Genomic DNA, 25,782 nt, shown 5'->3' on the forward strand with positions numbered 1-25,782 from the left:
GGTGACAATACGTACGGCCTATGCCGCCGGTCTCTCGATGAAGCAGGCCCGTCTCGGAGCTGGTTTGCGCAGGGCCATGCTCGTGTCGATCGAAGACGATGGCCTCGGCATTCCGCGTGAGCGTCAGGCAACAATATTCGACGTTTTTCAAAGTTCAAAGTCGGGCGCACGTGGGTTGGGGCTCTCTATTGTCAGTGAAGTCGTAACAGCACATGGCGGGCAAATCAGGGTAGACAGCGAACCGGGCAAGACCCTGTTCACCGTGCTGCTGCCTCTTGGAGATGGAGCAGACCATGGCTGAAAAGACAGTCCTTCTAGCGGAAGATGACGCGAGCATCCGGTTGATCGTCAATCAGACCCTCGTTGCAGCAGGTTACGACGTGCGAGCGACCAGTTCGACCGACGCTCTCGAGAGGTGGGTCCGAAATGGAGAGGGCGACGTCGTCGTGACCGACGTGTACCTCGGAGAGACGTCGATCTTCGATCTTTTGCCATCGTTGAAACTGGCGCGGCCAGAACTCCCCTTCATTGTCATGAGTGGCCAGAACACGATCCTGACAGCGGCGTCTGCCGCCGAGCATGGCGCGTTTGATTATTTGCCCAAGCCGTTCGACATCGACGTGTTGTCCAGCCTGGTTCAGCGCGCGCTAAAGTCGGCGCCCAAATCGTCGAGCCGCTCCATCAATCCGGAAGCGCAGAAAGCCATCAGTGACGCGGGTCTGCCGCTGATTGGGCGTTCCGATGCGATGCAGGAAGTCTACCGGATTATCGCGAAAGTGATGAATACTGAACTCACCGTCCTGATTGAAGGCGAGAGTGGCACAGGCAAGGAACTCGCTGCGCGAGCAATCCACCAGTTGGGCTCAGCCAAGGCAGGCAAGTTCGTTGCCCTCGACCTGGCAGCCTTGCCAGCTAGCGAGATCAACAAGGAGCTTTTCGGCAATAGCGACGAAGGCGGCGCGGTTCATCTCAAGGGCGGAACGCTCTATCTGGACGAAATCGGGGACCTGCCCGCTGAAGCACAGACCCAACTCGTCAAACTGTTGCGAGACTCAACGGGTGCACGTCTGATTGCTTCAACACGGCGCAACCTTGGTCGGCTCGTGGAAGAAGGCCGTTTTCGAGAGGATCTGTATTACCGTCTTAATGTCGTCCGATTGACCATGCCGCCGCTGAGGCTGCGCAAGGAAGATATTCCGGAACTCGCCCGAGCCTTTCTGATCCGGGCCCAACGACAAGGGCTGTCAGCCAAGACGCTCGACAAATCGGCTCTGGACTTGCTGACGGCGTATGACTGGCCGGGCAATGTCAGGGAGTTGGAGAACCTGATTCTGCGCCTGGCGGTCTTGAGCCCAGACGAAGCCATCACGCTCCGTGATGTCGAGCGGGAACTCAGGGCCGGGGCCACCGAGCAAAAAGGCGGCAGCGGCGGTCTTGAAAAAGACGTCGAGACATTGCTGCACCGGTACGTCATGGGAGACCTGATCGCTGGCGGAGATGCCGATGATTCTTCAGTATATTCTCGTGTTATAGATCAGGTTGAACGGCCGCTGATCAAGCTTGCCCTCTCGGTGACGGCTGGCAACAAGGTTAAGGCCGCACAACTGCTCGGGATGAACCGGAACACGCTCAGAGCGAAGATCAACGCCCTTGGAATTGCAGAAGACTGATTGACGGCACGCGAAACTGTGCTTTTAGTGCACCACTGTTGCTGAACAGACACGAACGTGTGGCGCGAAAGCAACGGGGCCGGGGTGGCCATTGTAGAGCAACGTAGAGTGTCAAACACATTGAGCCAACAGGCAACGAAGGCGAGCTGGGCCCTTTTCGAGGGCCTCTTTATCATTGCTGCGCTTGTTGCCGTGTTTGCCACATTCATCGCGATTTCTGGCGTCGATCCGGATAACCCTACCGCTGGCGCGACGCCGTGGCTGCTGGGACTGAATTTCGTCGTGATCATCGTTCTCGCGATGATCGTCGTACGAGAATATCTCGCCATCCAGGTCAGCGGCCGCGGAGAAGGCAAGGGGCGACTGGCCAAGCGCTTCGTCCTCCTGTTCGGCTTCTCGGCACTTATACCAGCCATGATCGTTGCCTTGTTCATTGGCGCATTCATTTCTCGCGGCCTCGACAACTGGCTCGGTGAGCGCGTCGATACGATCATGGAAAAGAACGCCCAGATTTTTCAGGATTACGTCGATAATTTCGAAAGCACCCTGGACGTTGATCTCCGCCTAGCTGCCCTGGATATCGAAAATTTCGCACGCGACGTCAAAGCATCGCTGGCGGAAAGTGGCGAGAACGATGAAATCAATGCTGACAGCCTGACCAAGGATGCCTCGAAGGCCTTCACGGACGGATTGCGGTCGGAACTGGGGTTTCGTGAATTCCTCACGATTGCCGTGCTGGGCCGGGACGGCGTCGAACTGATCGCGGAACAAAGCGTTCAGCAGCCGATCCTTGTGCCTCCTCCGCAGTCCGCGTTCGAGGAGGCAAATTCAGGAAATATAGCCACCACGCTTTATGAGAACAGAGGCATCGCGACAGCGTTGGTCCGTATCGAAGAGCCGCTCGACGGATACATCTACGCGGTCAAGAATTTCGACAAGAACGCGTTGGTCCAGCTGCGCGAAGCAGAAGCGGCACTAGCGCAGTACAAAAATGCAAAGCGCCGCAGCGGACGCCTGCAGTACATATTTGCCATTGGCTATTCTCAGATTGCCGCGCTCATTCTCCTGCTGGCCGGGCGCCTTGGCCTGGAGGCCGCAGGCAGAATTACGGGACCAATTGGGCGTCTTGCCGTTGCCGCGCACACCGTGCGCGACGGCGATTTGACCGTGCGGGTGCCTGTGTCCGGTCCGCAAGACGAGGTCTACGCCCTGACCAACTCGTTCAATGCGATGACCGAACAACTGGCTGAGCAACGAAATGCCCTGATTCAGGCGCGGGAAGACGAGGAAGACCGCCGGAAGTTTGTCGAGACGCTGCTGGCCGAAGTGAGTGCAGGCGTTATCCGGATGGACGGCGAGATGATCGTGACCCTGGCCAACCGGTCAGCCGCTGATGTGTTGGGCGTAGATGAGATTTTGCCGGGCCAGACCCTGGATGCAATCGCACCATTGTTCGAAAGATATGCGCGCGACACGCTTGAGCGCACCGCACCGGTTGATGCATCGCTTGATCTGAACATCAATGGTGAGGTCCGTCACATCCGCCTGAAAACAGCGCTGGATCCTGCTGGCGGCTGCGTCCTCACCTTTGACGACACGACTGGCCTGGTGAACGCGCAGCGCCAACTCGCATGGCGCGACGTTGCCCGACGGATTGCGCACGAGATTCGCAACCCACTGACGCCCATCATGTTGTCAACCGAACGCATTCGTCGTCGCTATGCCAGCGTGATTGACGATTCAGACGGGGTGTTTGATCGCTGTATTGAAACCATTCTTCGGCAGGTCGGTGATATTGGCCGGATGGTCGAGGAGTTCTCGTCGTTTGCACGCATGCCGAAACCCAACGTAGCGCCCTTCAATATGCGAACACTTCTCCAGGGCGCCGGCTTTTCGCAAAGCATGGTGTCTCCGGATGTCGAGATCAACTTCGAGACCGATTCAGATAATGCGGTGTATCGAGGCGACGAGCGTCTGCTCGGGCAGGCCTTTGGCAATCTCCTGAAGAATGCCGCGGAAGCGATAGAAGGGCTGCCGGAAGACGCCGACATTGATGGAAACATCCGCGTCGTCTTGTCGGAAGATGCAAAGGGTGTGGAAGTCACAATTGAGGACAACGGTCCGGGTTTTCCGGAGGCCGTCCGAGATCGTCTTTTGGAGCCCTACGTCACGACGCGCGAAAAGGGCACAGGCCTTGGTCTGGCGATCGTCCACCGCATCATCGCAGATCATGGCGGATCAATTTCACTCCAGAACCGTCTGGATGGCCTGAGCGGTGCACGTGTGCGCGTTTGGCTGCCCGCAAGAGGCGCCGATATGGGCGACGACGATGCCGCATCGGACAGCACTCATTCCCAAAACTCTCCCTTAAATGAACGTGCAGAGGAGCCGGCACCATGGCGTTAGATATTCTGGTTGTAGATGACGAACCTGATATTCGCGAACTCGTCTCTGGCGTGTTGAGCGATGAGGGCTATTCCGTTCGAACGGCCGACACGGCAGAGCATGCAATCGAGGAAGTGCGTATACGGACGCCGCGTCTCGTTGTGCTGGATGTCTGGCTGCAGGGAAGCCAGATGGACGGCCTGTCGCTGCTCAAGTATTTGAAGTCTATCGATCCCTTCCTTCCGGTCATCGTGATCAGTGGACATGGCAATATCGAAACAGCGGTCGCAGCGATCCGGCGCGGCGCCTACGACTTTATTGAAAAGCCTTTCAAGACAGACAGGCTACTGCACCTCATTGAGCGCGCAATTGAGTCCGCTGCATTGAAGTATGAAAACGCCGCTTTGAGAAATCGGGCAGGGGAAGATGAACATTGGATCGGCAACAGCCAGGCCGCTGCCAATCTGCGCGCGTCGATAGACAAGGTGGCTCCGACCAATTCGCGCGTCATGATCAATGGACCAGCTGGCGTCGGAAAAGAGCTCGCAGCCCGGCTTATTCATCGCAATTCGCTTCGCGAGACCGGCCCTTTTGTCGTCGTGAACGCTGCGAGCATTGCACCTGACCAAATGGAAAGTGCACTCTTTGGAGAAGAAGACGAGCAGGGCCGCACCGTGCGGGTTGGTTTGTTCGAGAAGGCGCACAATGGCACGCTGCTTCTCGATGAAGTGGCTGATATGCCCTTGGGCACACAGAACAAGATTTTGCGCGTACTGACGGAACAGCGGTTCCAGCGCGTCGGCGGGCGTTCAGATGTCAGCGTCGACGTGCGAGTCATGTCGGCGACGACCAAGGATCTTCGGATCGAAATTGAGGAAGGAAACTTCCGGGAAGATCTCTTCTACCGACTGAGTGTCGTTCCGCTCAGGGTTCCTTCGCTGGCCGAACGCCGTGACGACATAGCTGATCTCGTCAGCTACTTCACGGATCGGATTTCGGACTCGTCCGGCCTGACGCCACGCGCGTTCTCTGCTGAAGCAATGGCGGTCCTGCAATCCATGGATTGGCCGGGCAATATTCGGCAACTTCGGAATGTCGTAGAACGTATCCTCATTCTTTCGCCGTCGGATGCCAGCCGACCCGTGAGTGTTGACGAATTACCGCGCGACACAGCCGTAGGCGCCATGCAGAACGCGAAAGGAGGTTCGGCTGAACTCGTCGGGCTTTCGCTGCGTGACGCCCGAGAGCAGTTTGAACGGGAGTATCTCGCACTTCAGATCACCCGTTTTAACGGAAATATCTCCAGAACGGCCGAATTCATTGGAATGGAGCGCTCTGCATTGCATAGAAAATTAAAGGCTTTGGGCGTAGCGTCCGGTCTTTCTCGTCAGGACGGCTGAATGACCGTCGAAAGGCACTAAGAGATGCGCGTACTTATTTGCGGCGCAGGCCGCGTTGGGCATGGGATTGCCCGGCGGCTGGCGCGAGAAAAGCACGATATTACCATCATTGATGAAAACGCCGACCTCGTGGATCAGGTGTCCACGGATCTCGACGTCCGTGGCGTAACGGGCCATGCCGCTCACCCAGACGTGCTCAAGCGGTCGGGCGCCGCCGACTGTGAGATGATTATCGCCGTCACGCATTTCGATGAAATCAACATGGTGATCTGCCAGATTGCCCACACGCTGTTTTCCGTGCCTTACAAGATCGCGCGTGTCCGGGATCAATCGTATATTGACCCGGCATGGAAGAACCTTTTTTCCCGTGAGGGCCTTCCGATCGACATGGTGATCTCGCCCGAGGTTGAAGTGGGCGAGGCCATCCTTCAGCGCTTCCGCACGCCTGGAGCCGTGATGAGCGCGACCTTTGGCAAGGGCAAGGTCAAGCTTCTGGGCCTGGAAATCGATGCCAAGAGTCCACTGCTCGACACGCCTGTCGACCAGATTCGGGGCCTGTTCCCGGATCTTTCCGCCCGCATCGTCGGAATTGGACGAAACGACGTCGTGCGCGCACCTAGGTCTACGGATGTTCTGAAGCCAGAAGACCGCGCCTATATTGCCGTGCTCGACAGTCACGCAGACCGACTGACCTCGATATTTAATCGCGACAATGAGCGCCTCGACCATGTGGTCATCGTGGGTGGCGGAAACGTCGGGCTCTACGTGGCCCAGGCGCTTGAGCGCGAGAGCAACATTCGTATCCGTCTCGTGGAATCAAGCTCCAGTCGCGCGGACGCGGCTGTCGCAGGACTGAAAAGAACGATCGTGATCCAGGGTGACGGGCTAAGCCCGGAAATACTCGCGGAAGCCGGCGCTCCCAAGGCCGACTTTGTCATTGCGATCACCAATGACGACAAAACCAACCTGCTAATCTGCAATCTTGCCAAGCGGGCAGGGGCCAAACGCGCCCTTGCGCTGGTGAACGCACCAGAACTGGCTGGCCTTGCTCGCGACATGCGCGTGGATGCCGTGCTCGATCCGCGGGCCCTCACCGTTTCACAAATTCTGCTGCGCATGCGCAGGGGCCGAATTCTGGGACTTCAGTCGATCGAGGACGGATTGGCAGAAGTGGCTGAAGGGATAACGCTGGAGTCATCATCGCTGATCGGTAAAACGCTTGGATACGATGATCTTCCTGACGGCGTAACTGCAGCAGCGGTGATCCGGGATGGCAACGTCATTATTGCCGGGCCCGACGTTACCGTTCAGGCTGAAGACCACCTCATCGTATTCTACGAAGAAGGCATGGTTCGAAAAGTCGAAAAGTACTTCCGAGTAAGTCCGGACTTCTTCTGACGTCATGAATTATGCGTCCATCGTTCGGGTTCTGGCGTTGATCATGCTCATTCTGGCAGGAAGTGCGCTGCTGCCGACGCTCGTTGCCGCAATCGCGGGTGAGACGGATCAGGTCGTCGCGTTTCTCGTGATGACGATAAGCATTGCCGTCCTGGCCAGCAGCGTGTTGCTCCTGACGCCCAAGCCTGAGCGAAAAGCACGACCATCCGATGCCTTGGCGGTTGTCATCATATGGTGGTTTGTTGCACCGTTTGCCGCAGCGTTACCGTTTGTTCTGGGTGTGGCCGACCGTTCAATCCTGCATGCTATACATGAGGCGGCGTCGTGTCTCACGACAACCGGCCACACAGTCGTCCTGACGGAAGGCAGCTCATGGCCCGCCAGCCTTGTTGTCTGGCGCGGCGTCCTTCACATTTTCGGTGGCCTTGCATCGATCACGACCGCAGCCAGTGTGCTGGCCGCCATCAACCTCGGCGGGCCCGGCATTCACCGGACGGTCTTGTTCACTGTGCCTGAAACCAGCTTTTTTGATGCCGTGCCCCGCGTAGCGCGCGCGGTAGTTGTGATGATGGCCGTTTGTATTGTCGTACTTCTGGGGCTTCTCATCATGACGGGCGTTCCATTTTCCAGAGCGCTCGGAGATTCGGTAAGCGCCATTACGACCGGCCTGGTTGATCCCTACGCTTTGGGCCGACGCGCACTAGCGCCGTTCCCAAATCTCATTCTCGGAGTAGGTTTGGTCATCGGCGCGCTTGGTCTAGCCGTCTGGCTGCCCCTGAAGGACCGAAAGCCGCGTGCGGCACTCATGGATCCCGAAACACTCGTGTTTCTATTCCTGATCGCCATGTTCGCTTCATTGGTGATCCCCATCGGGGTGTCGCTCGGCGACGGAGTCGCGTGGGCTTTGTCCGACCTGTCCACCTCGGGCCTGGCATTCACCAACTCACCGGTCCGGGACACAATACCGCTTCCCATCCTTGTGCTTCCGTCCTTGATCGGCGGATCGGCCCTGTCCGCAGCGGGTGGTGTCAAAATCGCCCGACTGATCGTTTTGTCGCGACGTGCCGGTCAGGAATTCCGCCAGCTTGGCTACCGGCGCTCGGTGCTGGGATTTCGGTTCAGGGACCGAGACCTCGACGAACGAAGCGTCATCGGTGTGTGGGTGTATCTGATTGCCTACATCGTTGCTGTTTTCGTCATAATGATCGCTTTTAGTTTCCTGAACCTGCCTTTCGAAGACACGATCCGTCTCTCGATCGGAGGCCTCACCAATTCCGGGGCGCTCCTGCTCGGCCATACTGATCATTTGGACGGGGGAGCGACTAGTCTGCTCATTCTCTCGATGTTGCTCGGCAGATTGGAGATTTTGGCAGTAATTCCGGCCCTTTCTCCGAGTTTTTGGCGCGGATAAGCAGTGTTCGCACTTGCACAATTGCGCCAATCCATTTAGCTCGCGACACATAACAAGAACAATAGCAGGAATGGCCATCTCCCATGTCTTCCGAGAAAAAACAAAACTTGCAGGATACGTTCCTGAATGCTGTCAGAAAATCACGGACGCCGCTGACGGTGTTCTTGGTGAATGGTGTAAAGCTGCAAGGCGTGGTCACTTGGTTTGACAACTTCTGTGTCCTGCTCCGCGGCGACGGTCGTCCGCCCCAGCTTGTCTACAAGCATGCAATTTCAACGATTGCTCCGAGCGCCCCTGTCCAGTTGTTCGATGAAGAGTTGGAGGGGCAATAGGTCCCCTTGAACGACAAGCTCATTGATCGTCTGCCAGAGCCCGAGATTGCCGGCGCGGTCATTCCTTGGTTTTCGCCGGTAAATCGTCCGACAGAAGAGCGGATGCAAGAAACGGCTGGCCTGGTTGAAGCGCTGGGCTGCAAGCTCGCATTTGTTCACGCGGACCACATTCGAAAAGTGAATTCATCTGTGCTCTTCTCCGGCGGTTTGCTGGATCGGTTTGCAGAAGATCTCGAAGAACACAATTGCACGATCGCGGTCGTCGATGGTGCGCTTACGCCGGTTCAGCAGAGAAACCTGGAAACACGCCTGGGGGTCAAAGTCATCGACCGGACGGGCTTGATTCTGGAGATTTTCGGGCTGCGAGCCCGGACCAAAGAGGGCAGGCTGCAGGTAGAGCTTGCGCGCCTATTGTATGAGCGCTCCCGATTGGTCCGCACTTGGACACACCTCGAAAGACAACGGGGAGGCGGAGGCTTCCTCTCAGGTCCCGGTGAAAGCCAACTCGAATCCGACCGCCGCATGTTGGACGACAGGATCGTTCGATTGCGCCGGGACCTCGATGATGTTCGTCGCACCCGCGCAGTCCAGCGTGCAGGCAGGAAGCGGGGCGGTAAGCCTATCATCGCGCTCGTCGGCTATACGAACTCTGGCAAGTCGACTCTGTTCAACCGGCTTTCGGGCGCCAAGGTCTTCGCCAAGGACATGCCGTTCGCAACGCTCGATCCAACGATCCGCCGTATCGACTTGCCCACGCTAGGAGAGGCGGCGCTCATCGATACCGTTGGGTTCATCACTGACCTGCCCACCCACCTTGTTGACAGCTTCAAGGCAACTCTCGAAGAAGCGATGCAGGCAGACCTGCTGGTTCATGTCCGGGATCGCTCCAGCGCTGCCGATGTGGAGCAGGCAAAGGACGTGGACATCGTGCTTGCGCGCCTGGAGAAAGAGACCGGACTCCCGCTCCCGCCTATGATTGAAGCCTGGAACAAGTCTGATATTCTGCCTCCCGAGCGTTTCGAGGCACTTGAAATCGCAGCAAAAGGCCACACCGATACGCCAGCAGTTCTGGTATCGGCACTGCAAGGGCGGGGAATGCAATCCCTGCTCTATGAAATCGAGCATGCCCTGCTTCGCGGGGCGCGAGACGTGGCGGTTATCCTGAGCCCCCAGGACGGACGCGCCCGTGCATGGCTTCACAGTCATGGAGACGTAAACGCGGAAACCAACCTCAACGATGGACGCGTCGCTCTCAGCGTTCGCCTTCCCATAGAGCGTGTTGGTCAGTTCCAGGCTGAGTTCCCGGATATCGGGATTGATGACTAGTCTGGAGCCTTCTCGCCGCGTTTGACGCGCTGCCAGTAGGCTTCCTGTTCTTCCAACCCCAGATCGGCAAATATCACGCCATCGGCTGTGGCTTCTGCTTCCATCGCGCGGAACCGCCGTTCGAACTTCGCGTTTGCCCGTCGTAGCGCCTGTTCAGGATCAACGTCGAGACGGCGGCTCAGATTGGCCGCGACAAACAGCAGATCACCCAGTTCATCTTCGATGTCGTCCCGGATACCCGATTGAATCGCATCGCGGACTTCCTGGGTTTCCTCGGTCAGCTTGTCGAAAATTGGCTCTGCCTCAGTCCAGTCAAAGCCGACGCGCGCCGCACGGTTCTGTAGTTTTTCAGCCCGCAGCAAGGCCGGAAGCGATATGGCGACACCATCAAGCGCACTGGGGCTCGCATGGCTTGCCTTGCTCGCGCGTTCGTCTGCCTTGATGCGCTCCCATGCGTGCGTTTGTTCAACAGCCGAACGATCATCCGGGGACCTAAATACATGCGGGTGTCGCCGCACCATTTTATCTGCAATTCCGTTCGTGACATCGGTGATGTCGAAAGCGCCGTCCTCGGCAGCCATCTGGCTGTGGAAGACGACTTGGAAAAGCAGGTCTCCAAGTTCTTCCTTGAGATCGGCCATGTCGCCACGTTCAATCGCGTCGGCCACTTCATAGGCTTCTTCGATCGTGTAGGGGGCTATCGTCGAATAAGTCTGTTCGAGATCCCACGGGCACCCTGATACGGGGGTGCGTAGCTTGGACATTACGTCGATCAGTTTGAGAAATGCACGGGCCGGGGAGGATGCGTCGAAGGATTCTGTCATTGTGACCTCCTAGCGCAGGTCCCCGAAACCGAAAAGGCGCAAGCGGACCGGTCTTTGATAAGCGCTGATACGATTGGAGTTTGCCGGGCCGCGCAATCACGGCATGTCTTGCCGGTTCGTTCCAGTCCGCCTTATGGCCCTTGATGCATCTGCCGCCAGCGTGGAAGAGTGTGCGGCGGACCACGCGACGCCGGGTGGCTCGATTGGATTTGCGGACCGAGTAGGATTCCATAGCTGATGCGTTACCCTAGACTTCTGAATGAGCCTCGACAGGTGGCAACATGTTGATCACACCTGAATGTGTCGCGCCGACTGGATGTGCTTTGGGGGAGGGGCCCGTTTGGAGCCCTTCGGAAGGCTTCCTCTGGTGGGTTGATATCAAGCGAGCCAAGCTGCACCGCTATAATCCAAAGACAGGGAATACAAGGCGCTACGACCTGCCTATTCACGCAAGTGCCATCGCGTTGCACGATGGATGTCTTCTGATGGCAGGTGATCAGGAAATCGGTCTGTATGATCCCACTACCGAGGCCTACGAGCGCTGGTGCAAGCTTGACGCGGAACCAGAAACGAACCGGACGAATGACGGCGGAGTCGCTCCGGACGGCTCCTTTTGGTTCGGCACGATGGATGACCGCGAAAAAGACGCGCAAGGCGGCTATTTCCGTTTGTCGAGAGATCGCCAGATCAGCCAGTTGCGTCTCCCGTCCGTCATGATCACCAACACGATGCAATTCTCGCCGGACGGTCGGACATTCTACACGTGCGACAGTGCGGAGCAGGAAATCCTGGCCTTTGACCATGATTCCAGTACCGGTGGCCTGACCGGCCGCCGCGTGTTTGCCTCGACATATGAGTTCGGCGGCTACCCGGATGGCTCGACGATTGATTCCGAAGGCTGTCTCTGGACCTGCCTCTGGGATGCGTCCCGGGTCGTAAGGTACCGGCCCGATGGCAGTGTGGACCAGGTGATTACGCTGGCTGCACCACGACCGACGTCCTGTACTTTCGGTGGAGATGACCTCAAAACCCTGTTCATCACGACTGCGCGTGTGGGAATGAGTTTCCCGGCGCTCGATTCGCGCCCCCTCTCGGGAAGCCTGTTCGCAATATCCGTTGACGTTCCCGGCTTGCCAGCCCGGCAGTTTGGCGTGGCCAGTTAAGGGCCGCATGTTGTAAGGATGGGATGAAGTGTCTCGTCGGGGCGGAATCACCCTTGCGTACGCCGCTTTTCGGCCTCACATGCCTTCACAAATGAACGTATGCACTTTAACCGTGGACGCGGCGGATCAAAACCGCTAACCCCCCGCCTTTCAAGAAAGTGTCGAAATGGCCGACAAGGACAAGAAAAAACGCGTAGGACCCGTGACCTTCGTGCGCCAAGTGCGCGCGGAGGGAAACAAGGTGACCTGGACGACTCGCCCTGAAACTATTCAGGCGTCGATATTCGTGGTGATCATGTCGGTTCTCATCGCCTTGTTTCTCTTTGCTGCTGATTCGATTATCAGCATGGCTGTCAAAGCAATTACCGGCCTGTAGACGCAGGCCGAACAACACGTATTCAAGGAGCGCGCAGGCCCTATGGCTGAAGCCAAATGGTATATCGTCCACGCTTATTCGAACTTCGAAAAGAAGGTCGCCGCCTCGATTCTCGAGCAGGCGGAGCGTAAGGGGCTGTCCGACCTCATTGAGGATATTCAGGTACCAACTGAGGAAGTGGTCGAAGTCGCACGCGGCAAGAAAAAGACCGTCGAGCGCCGCTTTTTCCCGGGCTACGTGCTTATGAAAGCGCAAATGAGCGACGACGTGTACCACCTGGTCAAAGACACGCCGAAAGTGTCCGGGTTTCTGGGGTCCGACGGCGGCAAAAAGCCACTGCCGGTTCGCCAGCGTGAAGTGGACCGCATCCTGGGCTCGTCCACTGATTCGGCAGAAGAGCGTCCGCGGCCCAAGATATCGTTCGAAATAGGCGAGCAGGTTCAGGTCAATGATGGACCGTTCCAGGGTTTCGAGGGCGCTGTCGAGGAAATCGACGAAGCCAATGGACGCCTGAAGGTCACCGTATCCATATTTGGTCGCGGAACGCCGGTTGATCTGGAGTTCGACCAGGTTGCGAAGATCTGATTCGCGGGGATAGCAGTTTCCGGCGTCCTGTCGCTTGAATCGTCGGGAATTGGGCTGTATCTCCCAGCAATAGGCCGCCTTAGCTCAGTTGGTTAGAGCGCTGGTTTGTGGAACCAGAGGTCCTCCGTTCAAACCGGAGAGGCGGTACCATTCCCCGCTTTCTGTCGGGCAGGTATAAGATGCTTGGCAGGATTTGACGGCCAGGCAACAATCTGTTGCAATTGGGTCGCGCTGGTTGAATAATACCGGGCGATTAGGGCCATGAGTGTGTGAAACCACTCGCGGTGCCAAGTAAATATGTTTAACAGGAACTATGCGCAACGATGCGCGTATGAACCTGCGGTCGAGGGCAATCCCGTCATTCGGCACAAGAAGGGGATCGAGTATGAAAAAAGCTCTTATGTGCGCGACAGCCGCGGCCGCGTTTGCGTCTGCCGGAATGGTCGCTCAGGCTGAAGAAGGTTGGTACGGCCGGGCCGATGCAGCTTACACGGTTGATGGTCGTATGGACCATGATCCGACAGTCCAGAATGTTATCGGTTCGCTGGGCGGAAGCTCAGACGTTGAAGAAACGTATGGCGGAGACCTCGGTCTCGGCTACGGTCTGGACAACGGCTTTCGCATCGAGGGTGTGCTTGGATACAACAGTGGCGATCTGAGCGTTCCTTCGGACGTGAATGGCGTTGTGCCAGGGGCCGTCTCAAATTCACGCGGTACTCTTCAGACGACCGACCTGATGCTCAACGGCATCTACGATTTTAACCGTGAAGGCGCTTTCCAGCCCTACGTCGGTCTCGGTGTCGGCGCTGTTCGCGCTAAGGCCAAGGGACGCAATCTTGTACTCGCAACAGGAACAGACCTGTCTTCGGCAAACGGTTTTTCCGGATCAGATGCCGGCCTGGCTTACCAGGGCCTGCTCGGCTTCGGCTACAAGCTCAGCGAAAAGCTCACCATGGATGTCGGCTACAAGTATTTTGTGGCTGAGGAACTGGACCTGGACGGCGTCCATGGCGGCATTGGTTATGACGGCGACCTGACCAAGCATTCTGCTACGGTTGGCCTTCGTTATGCGTTTGGTGCGACACCACCACCACCACCGCCTCCGCCACCGCCTCCGCCACCACCTCCGCCACCACCTCCGCCGCCTCCGCCACCACCTCCGCCACCTCCGACAACGGAAACGGTTGCTCCGGAAGTTGTGTGCGCAGGTTTGAACCAGAACTTCGTTGTCTACTTCGAGTGGGACAAAGCTGATCTGACAAGCCAGGCTGCTGCGGTTATCGACCAAGCGGTTGCCAACATCACTGCAGGCGCCGGTTGTGCGCCAAGTGCCGTGTCTATTGCGGGTCACACCGACACGTCGGGCGCTAGCGCGTATAACGCGAAGCTGTCGCAGCGCCGCGCAGACATCGTGTCTTCGGCACTCGTGTCACGCGGTGTGGATGCTACGCTCATCACCGAGACGGCCAAAGGCGAAACAGATCTTGCCAAAGCCACACGTGATGGTGTTCGCGAGCCTCTGAACCGTCGTTCGGTTGTTGAGATCACCGTTCAGTAACGGATCAACACCCTAGATTTAAACGGCCCGGCAAACAGCCGGGCCGTTTTTGTTTGTACCGCCAACGACAGCCCACTTGCCCCGCATCGTTACCTATGAAACCAAGTAGCCATGAACGATCTTTCCAGACTAACGAACGATGACGAAGCCGCGCGCGAGCGTATTGAGTCTGCCGTAGCTGATATGCTGGCCCGCACCTGCGCCTGGTCAGACATGAATACAGGCAGCTGGAATATCGAGGGACTGAACGCCTTTTCCGGCGTACTGGCCAACGCGTTTTCCGAACTCGACGCTGATATTCGGCTCCAGGAAGCTCCAGGGTTCGAAACAATCGACTCGTCAGGCAACACCCAAACAGTTCATACCGCGCCGATTTTGCGGGCATCCGCGCGCACCACGGCCCCGGTTCAGGTGGTTCTGACCGGGCACTACGATACCGTGTTTCCGAAAGGGACATTTGAAGGCGTGACGGACCTTGGTGACGGTCGCTTCAACGGGCCGGGGCTCGCCGACATGAAAGGCGGCCTTTGCGTCATGCTGGAAGCCATGAAGACCTTTGAGGCCGGACCATTTCGTGATCGCCTCGGCTACCAGATCGTGATCACGCCCGATGAGGAAATCGGCAACCATGCCAGCTCGGCAGCACTGACTGAAGCGGCCCGGTCTGGCGCTCATATCGGCATGACCTATGAGCCCGCAATGGACACCGGCGCGATGGCGGGCGGACGCAAGGGCTCGGCCGTGTTTGACATTGTGCTGCACGGCAAAGCCGCGCACGCGGGCAGGGCCAAGGAAGAAGGACGAAGCGCGATTGAAGCCGCCGCTGAACTGGTCGTCGCGTTGGAAGGACTTAACGGCAAACGTGACGGCGTGACGTTCAATGTCGGCGTCATCGAAGGTGGCGGCGCGGTCAATATCGTACCCGATCTGGCCATCGTCCGATTTGGCGCACGCGCCCCTGACGCTGCTGCCGCAGCCTGGGCAACAGACTCAGTCGACCGGCTCTTTGCGCAGGCTAGGTCTAGGCCTGGCATATCGGGGCACCTTCATGGTGGATTCTATCGTCCGCCAAAGCCGCGGAACACTGCGCAGCAGGCCATATTCGCAGCGGTCCATGCAACAGGTCAGGCGATCGGTCTGGATCTCGAATTCATCGACACAGGCGGCGTCTGCGAAGGAAACAACATCTTTGCAGCCGGCGTACCCAATGTTGATACGCTCGGCGTACGAGGCGGCCGAATTCATTCACACGAAGAATTCGTCGTGACCGAGAGCTTTGCAGAGCGTGCAACCCTGTCCGCACTGCTCCTGAATCGACTGGCGGATGGGCGTATGGATGGTCCGCGCATCAAGGCAATGATGGAGAACTGAAATGCCCAGCGCCTATCTCATGCGTCCGTCGCGACTTGACGATTTTGACGCGCTGATGGAGCTCGCCCGTCAATCAGGGCCTGGATTTACGAGTTTGCCCGTCGATGAATCGATCCTGCGCGAGCGCTTGGAGAAGTCGGAACGCGCGTTCAACGGCCTCCAGAAGCGCATTGAATACGGCAAATACCTGCTCATGATGGAGGACGTTGAATCTGGCGAAGTCGTCGGTTGCTCGGCAGTCAAAGCCGGCACCGGAATAGATCAGCCATTCTTCAACTATCGCGTTATTACGCTCGCTCAGGCCAGCCATGCTGCAGGCAACATGCGCTTCGACATGGATGCACTGATCCTCACCAATGAATATGTCGGCTACACCGAAGTCGGCACGCTATTCCTGAAACCCAAGCATCGCGGAGGCGGAGCCGGACGGCTCGCGGCACAGTCGCGTTACCTGTTGATGGCTGCGGCACCTGAACGGTTCAGCGGCCACGTGCTCGCAGAACTGCGCGGCGTCGTGGACGACGATGGACGCTCGCCATTCTGGGAGTGTCTGGGACGCCATTTCTTCCGTATGGATTTCACCGAAGCCGACCGTCTTTCAGCGACCACCGACAACCAGTTCATCCTCGACCTCATGCCGAAATATCCGATCTATGTGGACCTCCTGCCGCCGGAGGCGCGCGAGGTCATCGGTCGTTGTCATTCCGAAGGCGTCGGGGCCTACAAATTGCTGCAGTGGGAAGGATTCCAGTTCGACCGGACTGTCGATATTTTCGATGGCGGACCATTGGTTGCCGCGCAGCGCCGACACCTTAGAACCATTCAAGAAAGCCGGATCGTGACGCTCAAGGCGGGAGACGTCTCCGACCGCGCCGATGCAAAGCAGGGGCTGGTGTCCTCCAATGTGCTCCCCGATTTCCGTGTGTCACTCGCGACAATGGCGGTTGGCGACGACAACGTCGCGACCCTCTCACCCTCTATCATCGAAGCCCTTCAATTGAAGCCGGGCGCTGAAGCGCGCATCTGGCTACGGAGCAAGTAATGGCAGCTGGCGTATATATCGACGGTAAATGGTCTGAGGGCAGCGGCCCGCGTTTCGAGAATACTTGCCCCGCGACAGGGGAGAAAGTGTGGGAAGGCAATTCTGCCGGCCCGGACGAAGTGACTGCCGCCGTCGACTCGGCCCGCAGAGCCTTTGCACATTGGTCGAGGTTGCCACAGGGCGACCGAACGTCGGTCCTTGAGAGGTATGCTGAGGAAATCGCGAAGCGAACGGACGCCATCGCAACCACCATCAGTCGCGACATGGGCAAGGTGCTTTGGGAGACCCGGGCCGAAGCCGCGACAATGACAGCGAAAGTCGCTGTGTCGATCGCCGCGCAGAACGAGCGGGCCGGTTCAAAATTTGAAACGGCCGCATTCGGGTCCTCGCATCTGACACATCGAGCCCATGGCGTGATGGCCGTATTCGGGCCCTTCAACTTTCCGGGTCACCTGCCAAACGGTCATATCGTGCCAGCCCTTCTTGCGGGCAATACGTGTGTGTTCAAGCCATCTGAACTGGCGCCCGGCGTTGCGGCACACATGGCCGAAGCATTCGAAGCGGCGGGCCTGCCCGAAGGCTGCCTGAACATCGTTCACGGCGCCCGCGAGACAGGCGGCGCGCTGCTTAACGCAAATATAAATGGCCTTCTATTCACGGGCTCGGCCAACACCGGCATCTTCTTCCACAAACATTTCGCTGGTCGACCGGAAGTCATTCTGGCGCTGGAGATGGGTGGCAACAATCCACTGATCATCTGGGATCCGGCAAACGTCGAGGCAGCGGCGGACATCGCGGCACAGTCCGCTTTTCTGACGACGGGGCAACGCTGTTCCTGCGCCCGCAGGATCATCCTTCCGGAAGGCAAGTTCGGCGACGCTGTCCTTGAGGCGATCATCGCGCGCGCCAAGGCCCTCAAGATCGGCTCATGGGAAGAAGAAGGTGTCTTCATGGGTCCGCTCGTGTCCGAGGCCGCCGCACAAGCCGCAACAGACTTCCAGATGATGTTGTCAAAGGCTGGCGGGAAATCACTACGCCGTCTCAAGCGCATGGACCGCGGCGGTGGTTTCGTGACGGCTGGTGTCATCGACGTTACCGAAGCGCACCATATTGCGGACGAAGAACTTTTCGGGCCGCTGATGCAGGTCGTCAGGGTCAAGACTTTCGACGAGGCACTACAGCGTGCTAACGCAACACGCTACGGTCTCTCCGGTGGTTTGGTCAGTGACGACGACGCGCTGTGGGTCCAGGCGCACCGGGAAATGCGGGCAGGCATCCTAAACCGCAACAGGCCGACAGCTGGAGCCAGTGGCGCAATGCCATTCGGCGGCCCTGGTCTCTCCGGAAACTTCCGCCCTGGGGCTTATTACGCCGCAGACTATTGCGCTTGGCCACAGGCAAGCCAGGTGTCTGACAAGGCCGAACGCATGGCTGCGCAAGGTTTTCCGCAATGACCGCTTTTGAAGTAAATTTCGATGGCCTGATCGGTCCGTCGCACAATTATGGTGGCCTGTCCGACGGCAACCTTGCGAGCGCGACGCATGCGGGGGCTGTTTCCAATCCCTGCGAAGCAGCCCTTCAGGGCCTCGAAAAGATGCGAGCAATGCTGCGGGCAGGCCTAGTGCAAGGCGTCCTGCCACCCTTGCCTCGTCCGAATTTCGATTTCCTTGTCTCGGCAGGTTTTCGAGGCACAGACGCCCAGATCATTGAAGCGGCCGCACGGCTTGCCCCGCATTTGCTCAAGACAGCGTATTCTGCCAGCAGCATGTGGACTGCAAATGCCGCCACTGTGTCGCCATCGGCGGACTCTTCAGACGGGCGCCTGCACTTCACGACGGCCAACCTTTCGACAATGCTTCACCGCAGTATCGAACATCCTGACACGACGGCGGCATTGATCTCGCTATTCGACAACGAAGACCATTTCGCGGTGCATTCCGCACTTCCCATGCATCCCGATTTTGCCGACGAGGGCGCCGCAAACCATGTCCGTCTTTGTGCCGAGCATGGCGCTTCTGGCGTAGAATTGTTTGTGTTTGGCCGGTTGGCTGGAGAAAGTACAGCCGGGTTTCCGGCACGTCAAAGTCGACTGGCAAGCGAATCTATTGTGCGGGGACACGGGCTGGCGCCCAACCGCTCGGTGCTGGTGCGCCAATCGGTCGATGCGATAGACGCTGGCGCATTCCACAATGACGTCGTCTGCGTCGGCGCACTGGATACGCTGTTTTTTCACGAACTGGCTTTTGACGATACCAAAGCTGCACTTACCGCCATCCGGCAGGCAGCAAGCGGGCTGTTCGAATTGAAACCGGTCATGGTGCCCGATGCGGAGGTCCCGATCTGCGATGCCGTCCGGTCCTATTTGTTCAATTCCCAACTGGTCCAGATGCCGGGCGAGGATCGGTTGGTTTTGATTGCGCCCACCGAAACGCAAGAGATGGAATCGAGCCGCGTATTCTGCGAAAAAATGGTCTCGGGAAACGGTCCGATCGGCCGCGTCGAATATGTCGACGTCCGCCAGTCCATGCGCAATGGTGGCGGGCCGGCATGCCTGCGCCTGCGCGTCGTGATGACAGAGGCTGAAATCAACGCCTGTCATCAGGGCGTGCTATTGGACGAGGAAGCAATCAACGAACTTCAGGATGTCATTCGGGCAACCTACCGGGACAGGCTGGCGCCGTCAGACCTTGCTGACCCGAAATTCGCCGACGAATGCCGTGCGGCGCGGGAACAGCTCCTGGCGGTGCTTGACCTTGACTCGCTCGCCTGAACGACAGGAAATCACCTATGTTGAAACTGTATGACTATTGGCGTTCGTCGGCGGCCTACCGTGTGCGCATTGCGTTGAACCTCAAAGGTGCGCGATACGAGAGTGTGCCGGTTAACATCGCACCGGGACACGACGAGCAGTTGCAGGATAGCTATCGTCTCATCAATCCACAGATGCGCGTACCGTCCATAGAAGTGGATGGACGCATCGCGGGGCAGTCGTTAGCCGTCATCGAGTGGATCGAGGAAACCATACCAGGTCCTGCCCTGTTGCCGGAAGACCCGTGGGTGCGCCTGCAGGCGCGAGCCTTCGCGGACATGATCGCGTGTGACATCCATCCCCTGAACAACCTTTCGGTACTCGCCGCGTTAAGGAAGGATTTCGGCGCAGACGATGCCGCAGTGAAGGATTGGTATCAGGATTGGATAGGGCGCGGTTTCCTTGCGCTTGAATCGATTGCACAGGACCTGCCTGAAACACGCTTGCTGTTTGGTGACGAACCGACGATCGCGGAAATCTGTCTTGTGCCCCAAGTCGCCAATGCAAGACGATTCGATATGGACCTGACCGCCTATCCCCGCCTTGTCGAAGTCGATGCGGCTTGCCGCGAGATCGCTGCGTTCGCGCGCGCCGCGCCCGAAGCCCAGACCCGACCTTCAGCCTAGTTTTCGTCTTCGGCCCGTTTCGCATCCGTATCGCCGGGGCGGCGAATGTCGATGATTTCGACTTCTTCCAGAGAGCCAAGCGGCTCAGCTGTTTTGGCAACGTTGGGTTCGAGCCACGCGGTGAGGCCCACAAGACTCTCTCCGCCGATTGGCGTGTCTTGCGATACGATCATCATTCCGTCCTGACGGCCAATTCTGACGACCGGTTGGCAGGCATCCGCCCTATCATATTGTTCAGGACAATAGTCCACCAAGGCATCAGGCGCGGACGGCACAAGCGCGATAGCCGGAAACGGTGCCTTCGCTCCCTTAGCCCGCGTAAGCCGCAGGAACCCGCCGAACCGCGCGCGAAGCGCTTCGTCTTTAGTCAATGGCGCGAGCATTTCCGGGGGAAGGGCGTGGTCGGTCGCGATGACGAAGGCGCGTCCACGATTATGCGTACGCACATAAGCCCGAAACGCTGCGGCCAGGTCGGTTGCTTCGTCCGCTTTGCGATAAAGCGGCGCGTAGACCGGGCCGATCAAAAACAAAGATTCGGCGAGCCGACCAGACTGCTCTTTGGCACGGTTTGTCTGGGATAAAAGGTCCGCTTCCGATCGAGGATCCAAACCGGTGCCCGGTCCAACGAGGATGACGTCGACGGCCCAACCATCTTTCCAGACAGGTGCGGGAGATTCGGCAGGAAGCGCGGCCCAGCTATCATTCGTGCGATAGTCAAATGCTTGCAAGGCGACTGGGACGCCGGACACGAAGAACGTCCGGTAAGCCCACGGTCCCAATCCGATACCGAGAATGACTAGAATCCCGAGAATCAAAAACACGCGCTTCATCTGGGGTCCTGACGCCTCTCTTGCTTTCAGGCGGGCTTAGGATAGCGCGGCCTTCAGTCCGGAATAGTTCGGTTGGTCGATAGACAATTGGGCAATAGTGGTCGCTTTGAGGTGCGCGAACAAGCCGGGTGTTGCAGCATCCATTTCGCCGTCCCGAATGCGAGCGCACAGGTCCCGGTTCATGGCGTCGAGCGTGGTCGTCGGGGCAGCCTTGAGGATCGCCCGGAGTCGCGTGGCTTCCTCAGATTCGGCGGCGGGACGTTGTTCGAGTTCCCGCAACAAGGTCGCGAGCACGTTCGACGCGACCCGAGCATGGAACGCCGCGTGGCCCGTAAGTTGCGGCGCCGCTGCATCGTCAATGAACGACTTTACCGCTGCAATGATTTCAGAAGGCGAGGGGGCGTCATGCATGTCAGATCGCCTTTTCGAGGAGATTCAGGAGATCGATCTCCGTTTCCGACACGCGCCGGCCTATGGCCGCACGCTCGACACTCGGGTCACCACCCGACCGGAAGGCTTCGTACATGATCATGCACATGATGCCCCATTTGAGGCTACCCATTGTTTCCCACCAGTCGATTTCGCGGGCATCGAAACGTGTGCCGCCGGCGGCCGCATAGGCGTCCAGCAATTCATCCAGTTTACCAAATCCGCCAACCCGATTCGCGATCTGGCCGAACCGCCAGGAGTTGACGCAAATCCAAGCGATATCTTCGCGCGGGTCGCCAATGTGCGAGAGCTCCCAGTCCAGAACCGAGGCAAGGCCCTGTTCATCAACGATCAGGTTGCCCAGGCGAAAGTCGCCATGCACCAGCACCGGTGGCTGGGGCACGGGCTCATTTGCCTTCAGCCAGGCAAAGGCCAGTTCGAACACCGGACGCGGCAAGTCAAAGTCTCGATAGATATTTTCATATTTCTTGATCTGGTCGGCGCCATCGCTCCGCGGCAATTCGGGAAGTGTGTCGATATCCACAGCGTGAATGCCCGCCAGAGCTTCGCCGCATTGTTTCGAAAGCACAGGACGTGCTGTCTTGTAGGCGTCGTCGCGCAAGATCTTCCGGCCCAGCGTTTCACCTTCGATACGGTGCATGATGAAGGCCTCGCCCACATCGCTGCCCGGTTCAAACACGCCCAGCACGCCCGGCACAGGCACACCTGCCATGTCGGCACAGGCGAGCAGCGCAGATTCGGTTCGCAGCGTGATGGCTTCGGATGAACGCGCAACCGATTCGCCGCCTGGTGCGCGCCGGAGAATAAGCCGGTGTGTTGCCTCGCCATCCACAACTTCGAACGCCCACGTTTCCTGGCTCGCGCCGCCGGACAAGCGCTTTAAATCCGATATTCGCGCCTTATCGCCAAAATCGCGACGCGCCCAGCTTTCCAAAGCTCTTTCAATCTGATCATTACTTCCCATCTTGGCCACAATTGCGCGGAACAAGGGGCTCGCCAAGGTATTACGCCGAGGAACCTTGCGGATCGACGATGGGAGGGGCCAGATGGCTCGACGGAAAGACTACCACAACGGCCCATTGCTGCCTGGCAAACCTCACCCCAAAAGCCTGTTCGCGTGGCTCAGGGGGCGGTTTTTCGCAGGCATGGTCATCGCTGCGCCAATCGCGGTTACCTTCCTGATTCTCCAATTCCTGATCGGTGAGATCGATAAGCGCGTTGTCCCGCTCATACCGGCCGCCCTGAATCCCGAAACCTACCTCAGATACGCGGTTCCGGGCTTCGGACTGATTGTGCTCGTCGTGTTCCTGACAATTCTGGGCGGGATCGCGACCAATCTGATCGGTCGGTCAGTCATCGGCATCGGTGACCGCATCCTCAGCCAAGTCCCGGTTGTGCGTTCACTATATTCGGCATTCAAGCAACTCGTTGAAGTATTCGCCAAGGACAATACCGACCAGTTCAGCGAAGTCGTCCTGATCGAATATCCGAAACCGGGCACATGGTGCCTGGGATTCGTGGCGTCTCCCGCCAAGGGCGAGATTGGTATCGCACTCGGTCAGGAATTCCTCGGCGTCTTCGTGCCGACGACGCCCAACCCCACGTCGGGATTTCTGATGTATGTCGAGTCGAACGAGATCATCCGCTTGAAAATGACTGTTGAGGAAGGCGCAAAGATGATCCTGTCGGCAGGACTCGTCGTGCCTGAATTCCCGCCAGTGCCAAAGACAGATGCAAAGTCGTCGAAGACGCCGAAGCCTCAGCGAGGCCTTTAGGTCAGCTTGCGGTTCCCGCGTTCAGTCGCGGGCTCAGCAATTCTCGGACGAGCCGCAAGGCCTGGCCGCGCGGGCCAGCAAGGTCCGGATCGGCCTCCACGACGGCGGTCGCATCTTTTTTGGCGATGGCAAGCAGTTCAGCGTGACGAGACAAGTCGATAATGCGATAGTCGGTGGCCCCGGCCTGGCGAACTCCCAGCATGTCTCCAGGACCGCGCAGCTTGAAGTCGGCCTCGGCAATCTCGAAGCCGTCTTCGGTCCGGCGCAGGGTTTCAAGCCGCTCGCGGGCCATATCACCCAGCGGCGGGCGATACAGCAATAGGCAGAATGACGGCTTGTCACCCCGGCCGACCCGGCCGCGCAACTGGTGCAGCTGCGCCAGGCCAAAGCCTTCGGCCCGTTCGATCACCATGATCGTCGCCTCGGGCACATCCACGCCGACTTCGATCACTGTTGTTGCTACCAATATCTTCGTCCGGCCTGATCGGAAGTCTTCCAGTGCCGAATCCTTCTCCGTTGGCTTCATCCGCCCATGCACGAGGCCGACCGGCACACCTAGTTGATCCTTCAGCGCGGCATGGCGTCCTACTGCCGTAGAATCATCGTCATCCACGTCGACCTTCGGGCACACCCAGAATGCCCGCTCACCACGCTTGATGGCGCGTCCAACAGCATCCACCACTTCCTCGATCCGCGTATCCGGCACAGCGCGGGTTTCCACCGGTTTGCGGCCTTCGGGCTTTTCATCGAGGATCGTCACGTCGAGATCCCCATGGACGGCCTGTGCCAGTGTCCTCGGAATCGGCGTCGCACTCATAACCAGCATATGCGGCGACACGGCTTTGCCGACCAGGCGCATGCGGTCTTGCACCCCGAACCGATGCTGCTCGTCGACAATGATCAGGCCGAGATTGCGAAAGACAACGGATTCCTGAAACAGGGCGTGGGTCCCGGCAATGACCTGGATAGATCCATCCGCGAGCCCGAGGAGCGTACCCTCGCGTGCCGCGCCCTTGTCGCGTCCCGTCAGCGACGCAACGGTGCAGCCGAGCGGAGACAGGAATTTGTCGAGCGTTTCGTACTGCTGCCGCGCCAACACTTCCGTCGGCGCCATGAACGCAGACTGGAACCCGCCTGCAGCAGCCTGCACAGCTGCCATGGCCCCGACCAGCGTCTTGCCGGAGCCGACATCGCCTTGCAGCATGCGTCGCATGGGCGACTGGCTCGACATGTCGTCGCTGATCTCGGCAACGGCGCGGACCTGCGCGCCGGTTTGGCGGAAGGGCAGGCTGCGGGCGAGACGGGACTGAGCGACTTGGGCCTTCGGAATCGGCGGCGCGTTGCGTCGTTTCCGGCTCGCCCTTGCGAGCGCAAATGCCGACTCCCGAGCCAGCGCCTCATCATAGGCAAGGCGCAGGCGCGCCGCATCGAATGCGGCTTCATCGTAAATCGACGGGTTATGCAGTCCTGTCAGCGCCGCCTTGAAACCAACCCAGCCTTTCTGCGCCACCAGGTGTGCATCGCCCCATTCAGGCAAATCGGCCGCCACGCTATCCAGCGCTTGTAAGGTCAGCGCGTGAACGCGCTTATTGGTCAGGCCGGCGGTCAGGCCGTAAATGGGTTCGACTTCCGGTGGCCTGTCACCCTTCGCCGGGTCCACGATATAGTCGGGATGGGTCATCTGGCGCTCGCCATTGAAGTCTTCAACGCGCCCTGAGACGATCCGGGTCGACCCGATCGGTAACTGACCCTGCAGCCAGCGCCCGTCTGCACGAAAGAAGGCCAGCGTCAGGAATCCCGTCCCGTCGAACAACTGGATCCGATGGGGCGCCTTGTCCGAATAGGGCGCTTGATAGGCATGCACTTCACCCTGCACCGTCGCGACTTCGCCGAATACCACCTGTTCGAAGCTCGCCCTCACGCGGCGATCGACCCATCGTTCCGGCAAGTGCAGCAGCAGGTCCCAGAGCGTGTCCCCGTCGACCAGCCGCTCAAGCAGGGGTCTCAGCTTCGGGCCTACGCCTGTCAGCGTTTCCAATCCGGCAAACATAGGAAAAAGACGTTCATCCCGCATGGCGCGACACTAAGCGCGCGAACTTGAGCACACAATGCGTGGTTTACGGGCGGTACCAACAGACTATATCCTTGCCTGACAACAGATGCTGGAGCATGCAATGGAAACGCGACGCCGCAAATTGACGTTCCGTGCCTGGCGGCGCGGTTTCCGTGAAATGGACCTCTACATGGGATCCTTTGCCGACAAATTCCTGCCGGACTTTGACGAAGCGCAACTCGATGAGTTCGAACGCCTGCTGGAGGTGCCCGATTGGGACGTTTATGCATGGTTGATTGGGCAGAAGGACGTACCTGACAAACACAAGGGTCCAGTGCTGGACCAGCTGGTCGCTTTCCGCTACGCCGCGCAGGCTGGTTAATACGATCAGCCGCGCC

The 25,782-nt window shown here is 58.6% G+C and carries 24 protein-coding genes and 1 tRNA gene; 20 read left to right on the forward strand and 5 right to left on the reverse strand.

Translation table 11 applies throughout. The annotated features are described in order from the left end of the window. From ACESNB_RS03675 to hflX, 8 genes are all read left to right on the forward strand, one after another. Positions 1 to 301 (forward strand): ATP-binding protein (locus tag ACESNB_RS03675; RefSeq protein ID WP_373004000.1); only part of this gene is annotated, 301 nt, incomplete at its 5' end. Beyond that, a complete protein-coding gene (locus tag ACESNB_RS03680) occupies positions 294 to 1,670 on the forward strand; it encodes a sigma 54-interacting transcriptional regulator (protein ID WP_373004003.1) in 1,377 nt (458 codons plus the stop codon). The genes ACESNB_RS03675 and ACESNB_RS03680, both read left to right, overlap by 8 nt. A gap of 108 nt (positions 1,671 to 1,778) precedes the next feature. Continuing rightward, on the forward strand, positions 1,779 to 4,076 hold the full coding sequence (locus tag ACESNB_RS03685) for an ATP-binding protein (RefSeq protein WP_373004006.1): 2,298 nt from the start codon (positions 1,779 to 1,781) through the stop codon (positions 4,074 to 4,076). Further along, the gene (locus ACESNB_RS03690) at positions 4,067 to 5,455 is read left to right on the forward strand and encodes a sigma-54-dependent transcriptional regulator (protein ID WP_373004009.1); all 1,389 of its coding nucleotides are present in this window, start codon (positions 4,067 to 4,069) and stop codon (positions 5,453 to 5,455) included. The genes ACESNB_RS03685 and ACESNB_RS03690 overlap by 10 nt, the downstream gene beginning before the upstream one ends. 24 nt (positions 5,456 to 5,479) lie before the next feature. Beyond that, positions 5,480 to 6,853 carry a Trk system potassium transporter TrkA gene (trkA, locus tag ACESNB_RS03695; protein ID WP_373004012.1) on the forward strand — a complete coding sequence of 458 codons (1,374 nt, stop codon included), beginning with the start codon at positions 5,480 to 5,482 and terminating at the stop codon, positions 6,851 to 6,853. 163 nt (positions 6,854 to 7,016) lie between these two features. Next, the gene (locus ACESNB_RS03700) at positions 7,017 to 8,264 is read left to right on the forward strand and encodes a hypothetical protein (protein WP_373004015.1); all 1,248 of its coding nucleotides are present in this window, start codon (positions 7,017 to 7,019) and stop codon (positions 8,262 to 8,264) included. Between the two features lie 83 nt (positions 8,265 to 8,347). Beyond that, complete coding sequence (gene hfq, locus ACESNB_RS03705; RefSeq protein ID WP_034743071.1) at positions 8,348 to 8,596, forward strand: RNA chaperone Hfq; 249 nt, start codon at positions 8,348 to 8,350, stop codon at positions 8,594 to 8,596. Between the two features lie 6 nt (positions 8,597 to 8,602). Then, complete coding sequence (gene hflX / locus ACESNB_RS03710) at positions 8,603 to 9,922, forward strand: GTPase HflX (RefSeq protein WP_373004018.1); 1,320 nt, start codon at positions 8,603 to 8,605, stop codon at positions 9,920 to 9,922. Here the strand turns inward: hflX and mazG are convergent. Next, positions 9,919 to 10,746, reverse strand: coding sequence for a nucleoside triphosphate pyrophosphohydrolase (mazG, locus tag ACESNB_RS03715; RefSeq protein ID WP_373004021.1), 828 nt, complete (start codon positions 10,744 to 10,746; stop codon positions 9,919 to 9,921). The two genes, hflX and mazG, sit on opposite strands and share 4 nt — an antisense overlap. Before the next feature lie 281 nt (positions 10,747 to 11,027). Between mazG and ACESNB_RS03720 the strand changes: the two genes are divergently transcribed. The 10 genes from ACESNB_RS03720 (at position 11,028) to maiA (ending at position 20,276) form a co-directional block, all read left to right on the forward strand. Further along, positions 11,028 to 11,909: an SMP-30/gluconolactonase/LRE family protein gene (locus tag ACESNB_RS03720; protein WP_373004024.1), complete on the forward strand. Its 882-nt coding sequence runs from the start codon at positions 11,028 to 11,030 to the stop codon at positions 11,907 to 11,909. A gap of 166 nt (positions 11,910 to 12,075) precedes the next feature. Next, positions 12,076 to 12,285 carry a preprotein translocase subunit SecE gene (gene secE / locus ACESNB_RS03725; RefSeq protein WP_373004027.1) on the forward strand — a complete coding sequence of 70 codons (210 nt, stop codon included), beginning with the start codon at positions 12,076 to 12,078 and terminating at the stop codon, positions 12,283 to 12,285. A gap of 42 nt (positions 12,286 to 12,327) precedes the next feature. Next, positions 12,328 to 12,870 carry a transcription termination/antitermination protein NusG gene (nusG, locus tag ACESNB_RS03730; RefSeq protein ID WP_373004030.1) on the forward strand — a complete coding sequence of 181 codons (543 nt, stop codon included), beginning with the start codon at positions 12,328 to 12,330 and terminating at the stop codon, positions 12,868 to 12,870. 73 nt (positions 12,871 to 12,943) lie between these two features. Beyond that, a tRNA-His gene (locus ACESNB_RS03735) sits at positions 12,944 to 13,020 on the forward strand. A gap of 235 nt (positions 13,021 to 13,255) precedes the next feature. Beyond that, the gene (locus tag ACESNB_RS03740) at positions 13,256 to 14,428 is read left to right on the forward strand and encodes an OmpA family protein (RefSeq protein WP_373004033.1); all 1,173 of its coding nucleotides are present in this window, start codon (positions 13,256 to 13,258) and stop codon (positions 14,426 to 14,428) included. A 111-nt stretch (positions 14,429 to 14,539) separates the two neighbouring features. Further along, on the forward strand, positions 14,540 to 15,799 hold the full coding sequence (locus tag ACESNB_RS03745) for a hydrolase (protein ID WP_373004036.1): 1,260 nt from the start codon (positions 14,540 to 14,542) through the stop codon (positions 15,797 to 15,799). Position 15,800: 1 nt separating this feature from the next. Then, a complete protein-coding gene (locus ACESNB_RS03750; RefSeq protein ID WP_373004039.1) occupies positions 15,801 to 16,841 on the forward strand; it encodes an arginine N-succinyltransferase in 1,041 nt (346 codons plus the stop codon). Then, positions 16,841 to 18,295 carry a succinylglutamate-semialdehyde dehydrogenase gene (gene astD, locus ACESNB_RS03755; protein WP_373004042.1) on the forward strand — a complete coding sequence of 485 codons (1,455 nt, stop codon included), beginning with the start codon at positions 16,841 to 16,843 and terminating at the stop codon, positions 18,293 to 18,295. Before ACESNB_RS03750 ends, astD begins: the two co-directional genes overlap by 1 nt. After that, the gene (locus ACESNB_RS03760; protein WP_373004045.1) at positions 18,292 to 19,611 is read left to right on the forward strand and encodes an N-succinylarginine dihydrolase; all 1,320 of its coding nucleotides are present in this window, start codon (positions 18,292 to 18,294) and stop codon (positions 19,609 to 19,611) included. Before astD ends, ACESNB_RS03760 begins: the two co-directional genes overlap by 4 nt. 17 nt (positions 19,612 to 19,628) lie before the next feature. After that, positions 19,629 to 20,276 (forward strand): maleylacetoacetate isomerase, encoded by a 648-nt coding sequence (gene maiA / locus ACESNB_RS03765; RefSeq protein WP_373004048.1) that lies wholly within the window; start codon positions 19,629 to 19,631, stop codon positions 20,274 to 20,276. On the opposite strand, the gene ACESNB_RS03770 is transcribed toward maiA, so the two are convergent. From ACESNB_RS03770 to ACESNB_RS03780, 3 genes are read right to left on the reverse strand one after another with little or no spacing between them, the layout of a single operon-like run. Further along, positions 20,273 to 21,106 (reverse strand): hypothetical protein, encoded by an 834-nt coding sequence (locus tag ACESNB_RS03770; protein WP_373004051.1) that lies wholly within the window; start codon positions 21,104 to 21,106, stop codon positions 20,273 to 20,275. The two genes, maiA and ACESNB_RS03770, sit on opposite strands and share 4 nt — an antisense overlap. A gap of 36 nt (positions 21,107 to 21,142) precedes the next feature. Continuing rightward, complete coding sequence (locus tag ACESNB_RS03775; RefSeq protein WP_373004054.1) at positions 21,143 to 21,517, reverse strand: DUF6285 domain-containing protein; 375 nt, start codon at positions 21,515 to 21,517, stop codon at positions 21,143 to 21,145. 1 nt (position 21,518) lies between these two features. Continuing rightward, a complete protein-coding gene (locus ACESNB_RS03780; protein ID WP_373004145.1) occupies positions 21,519 to 22,520 on the reverse strand; it encodes a phosphotransferase family protein in 1,002 nt (333 codons plus the stop codon). 82 nt (positions 22,521 to 22,602) lie between these two features. On the opposite strand from ACESNB_RS03780, the gene ACESNB_RS03785 reads away from it, so the two are divergent. Continuing rightward, positions 22,603 to 23,331: a DUF502 domain-containing protein gene (locus tag ACESNB_RS03785; protein ID WP_373004057.1), complete on the forward strand. Its 729-nt coding sequence runs from the start codon at positions 22,603 to 22,605 to the stop codon at positions 23,329 to 23,331. Position 23,332: 1 nt separating this feature from the next. On the opposite strand, the gene recG is transcribed toward ACESNB_RS03785, so the two are convergent. Beyond that, entirely contained in the window at positions 23,333 to 25,405 is a 2,073-nt protein-coding gene (gene recG / locus ACESNB_RS03790) for an ATP-dependent DNA helicase RecG (protein WP_373004060.1), read from the reverse strand. Positions 25,406 to 25,505: 100 nt separating this feature from the next. Between recG and ACESNB_RS03795 the strand changes: the two genes are divergently transcribed. Further along, positions 25,506 to 25,766: a succinate dehydrogenase assembly factor 2 gene (locus ACESNB_RS03795; protein WP_373004063.1), complete on the forward strand. Its 261-nt coding sequence runs from the start codon at positions 25,506 to 25,508 to the stop codon at positions 25,764 to 25,766. Positions 25,767 to 25,782 lie beyond the last annotated feature (16 nt).

The sequence above is a fragment of the Hyphomonas sp. genome (assembly GCF_041689225.1).
In the GTDB taxonomy this organism is placed as follows: Bacteria; Pseudomonadota; Alphaproteobacteria; order Caulobacterales; family Hyphomonadaceae; genus Hyphomonas.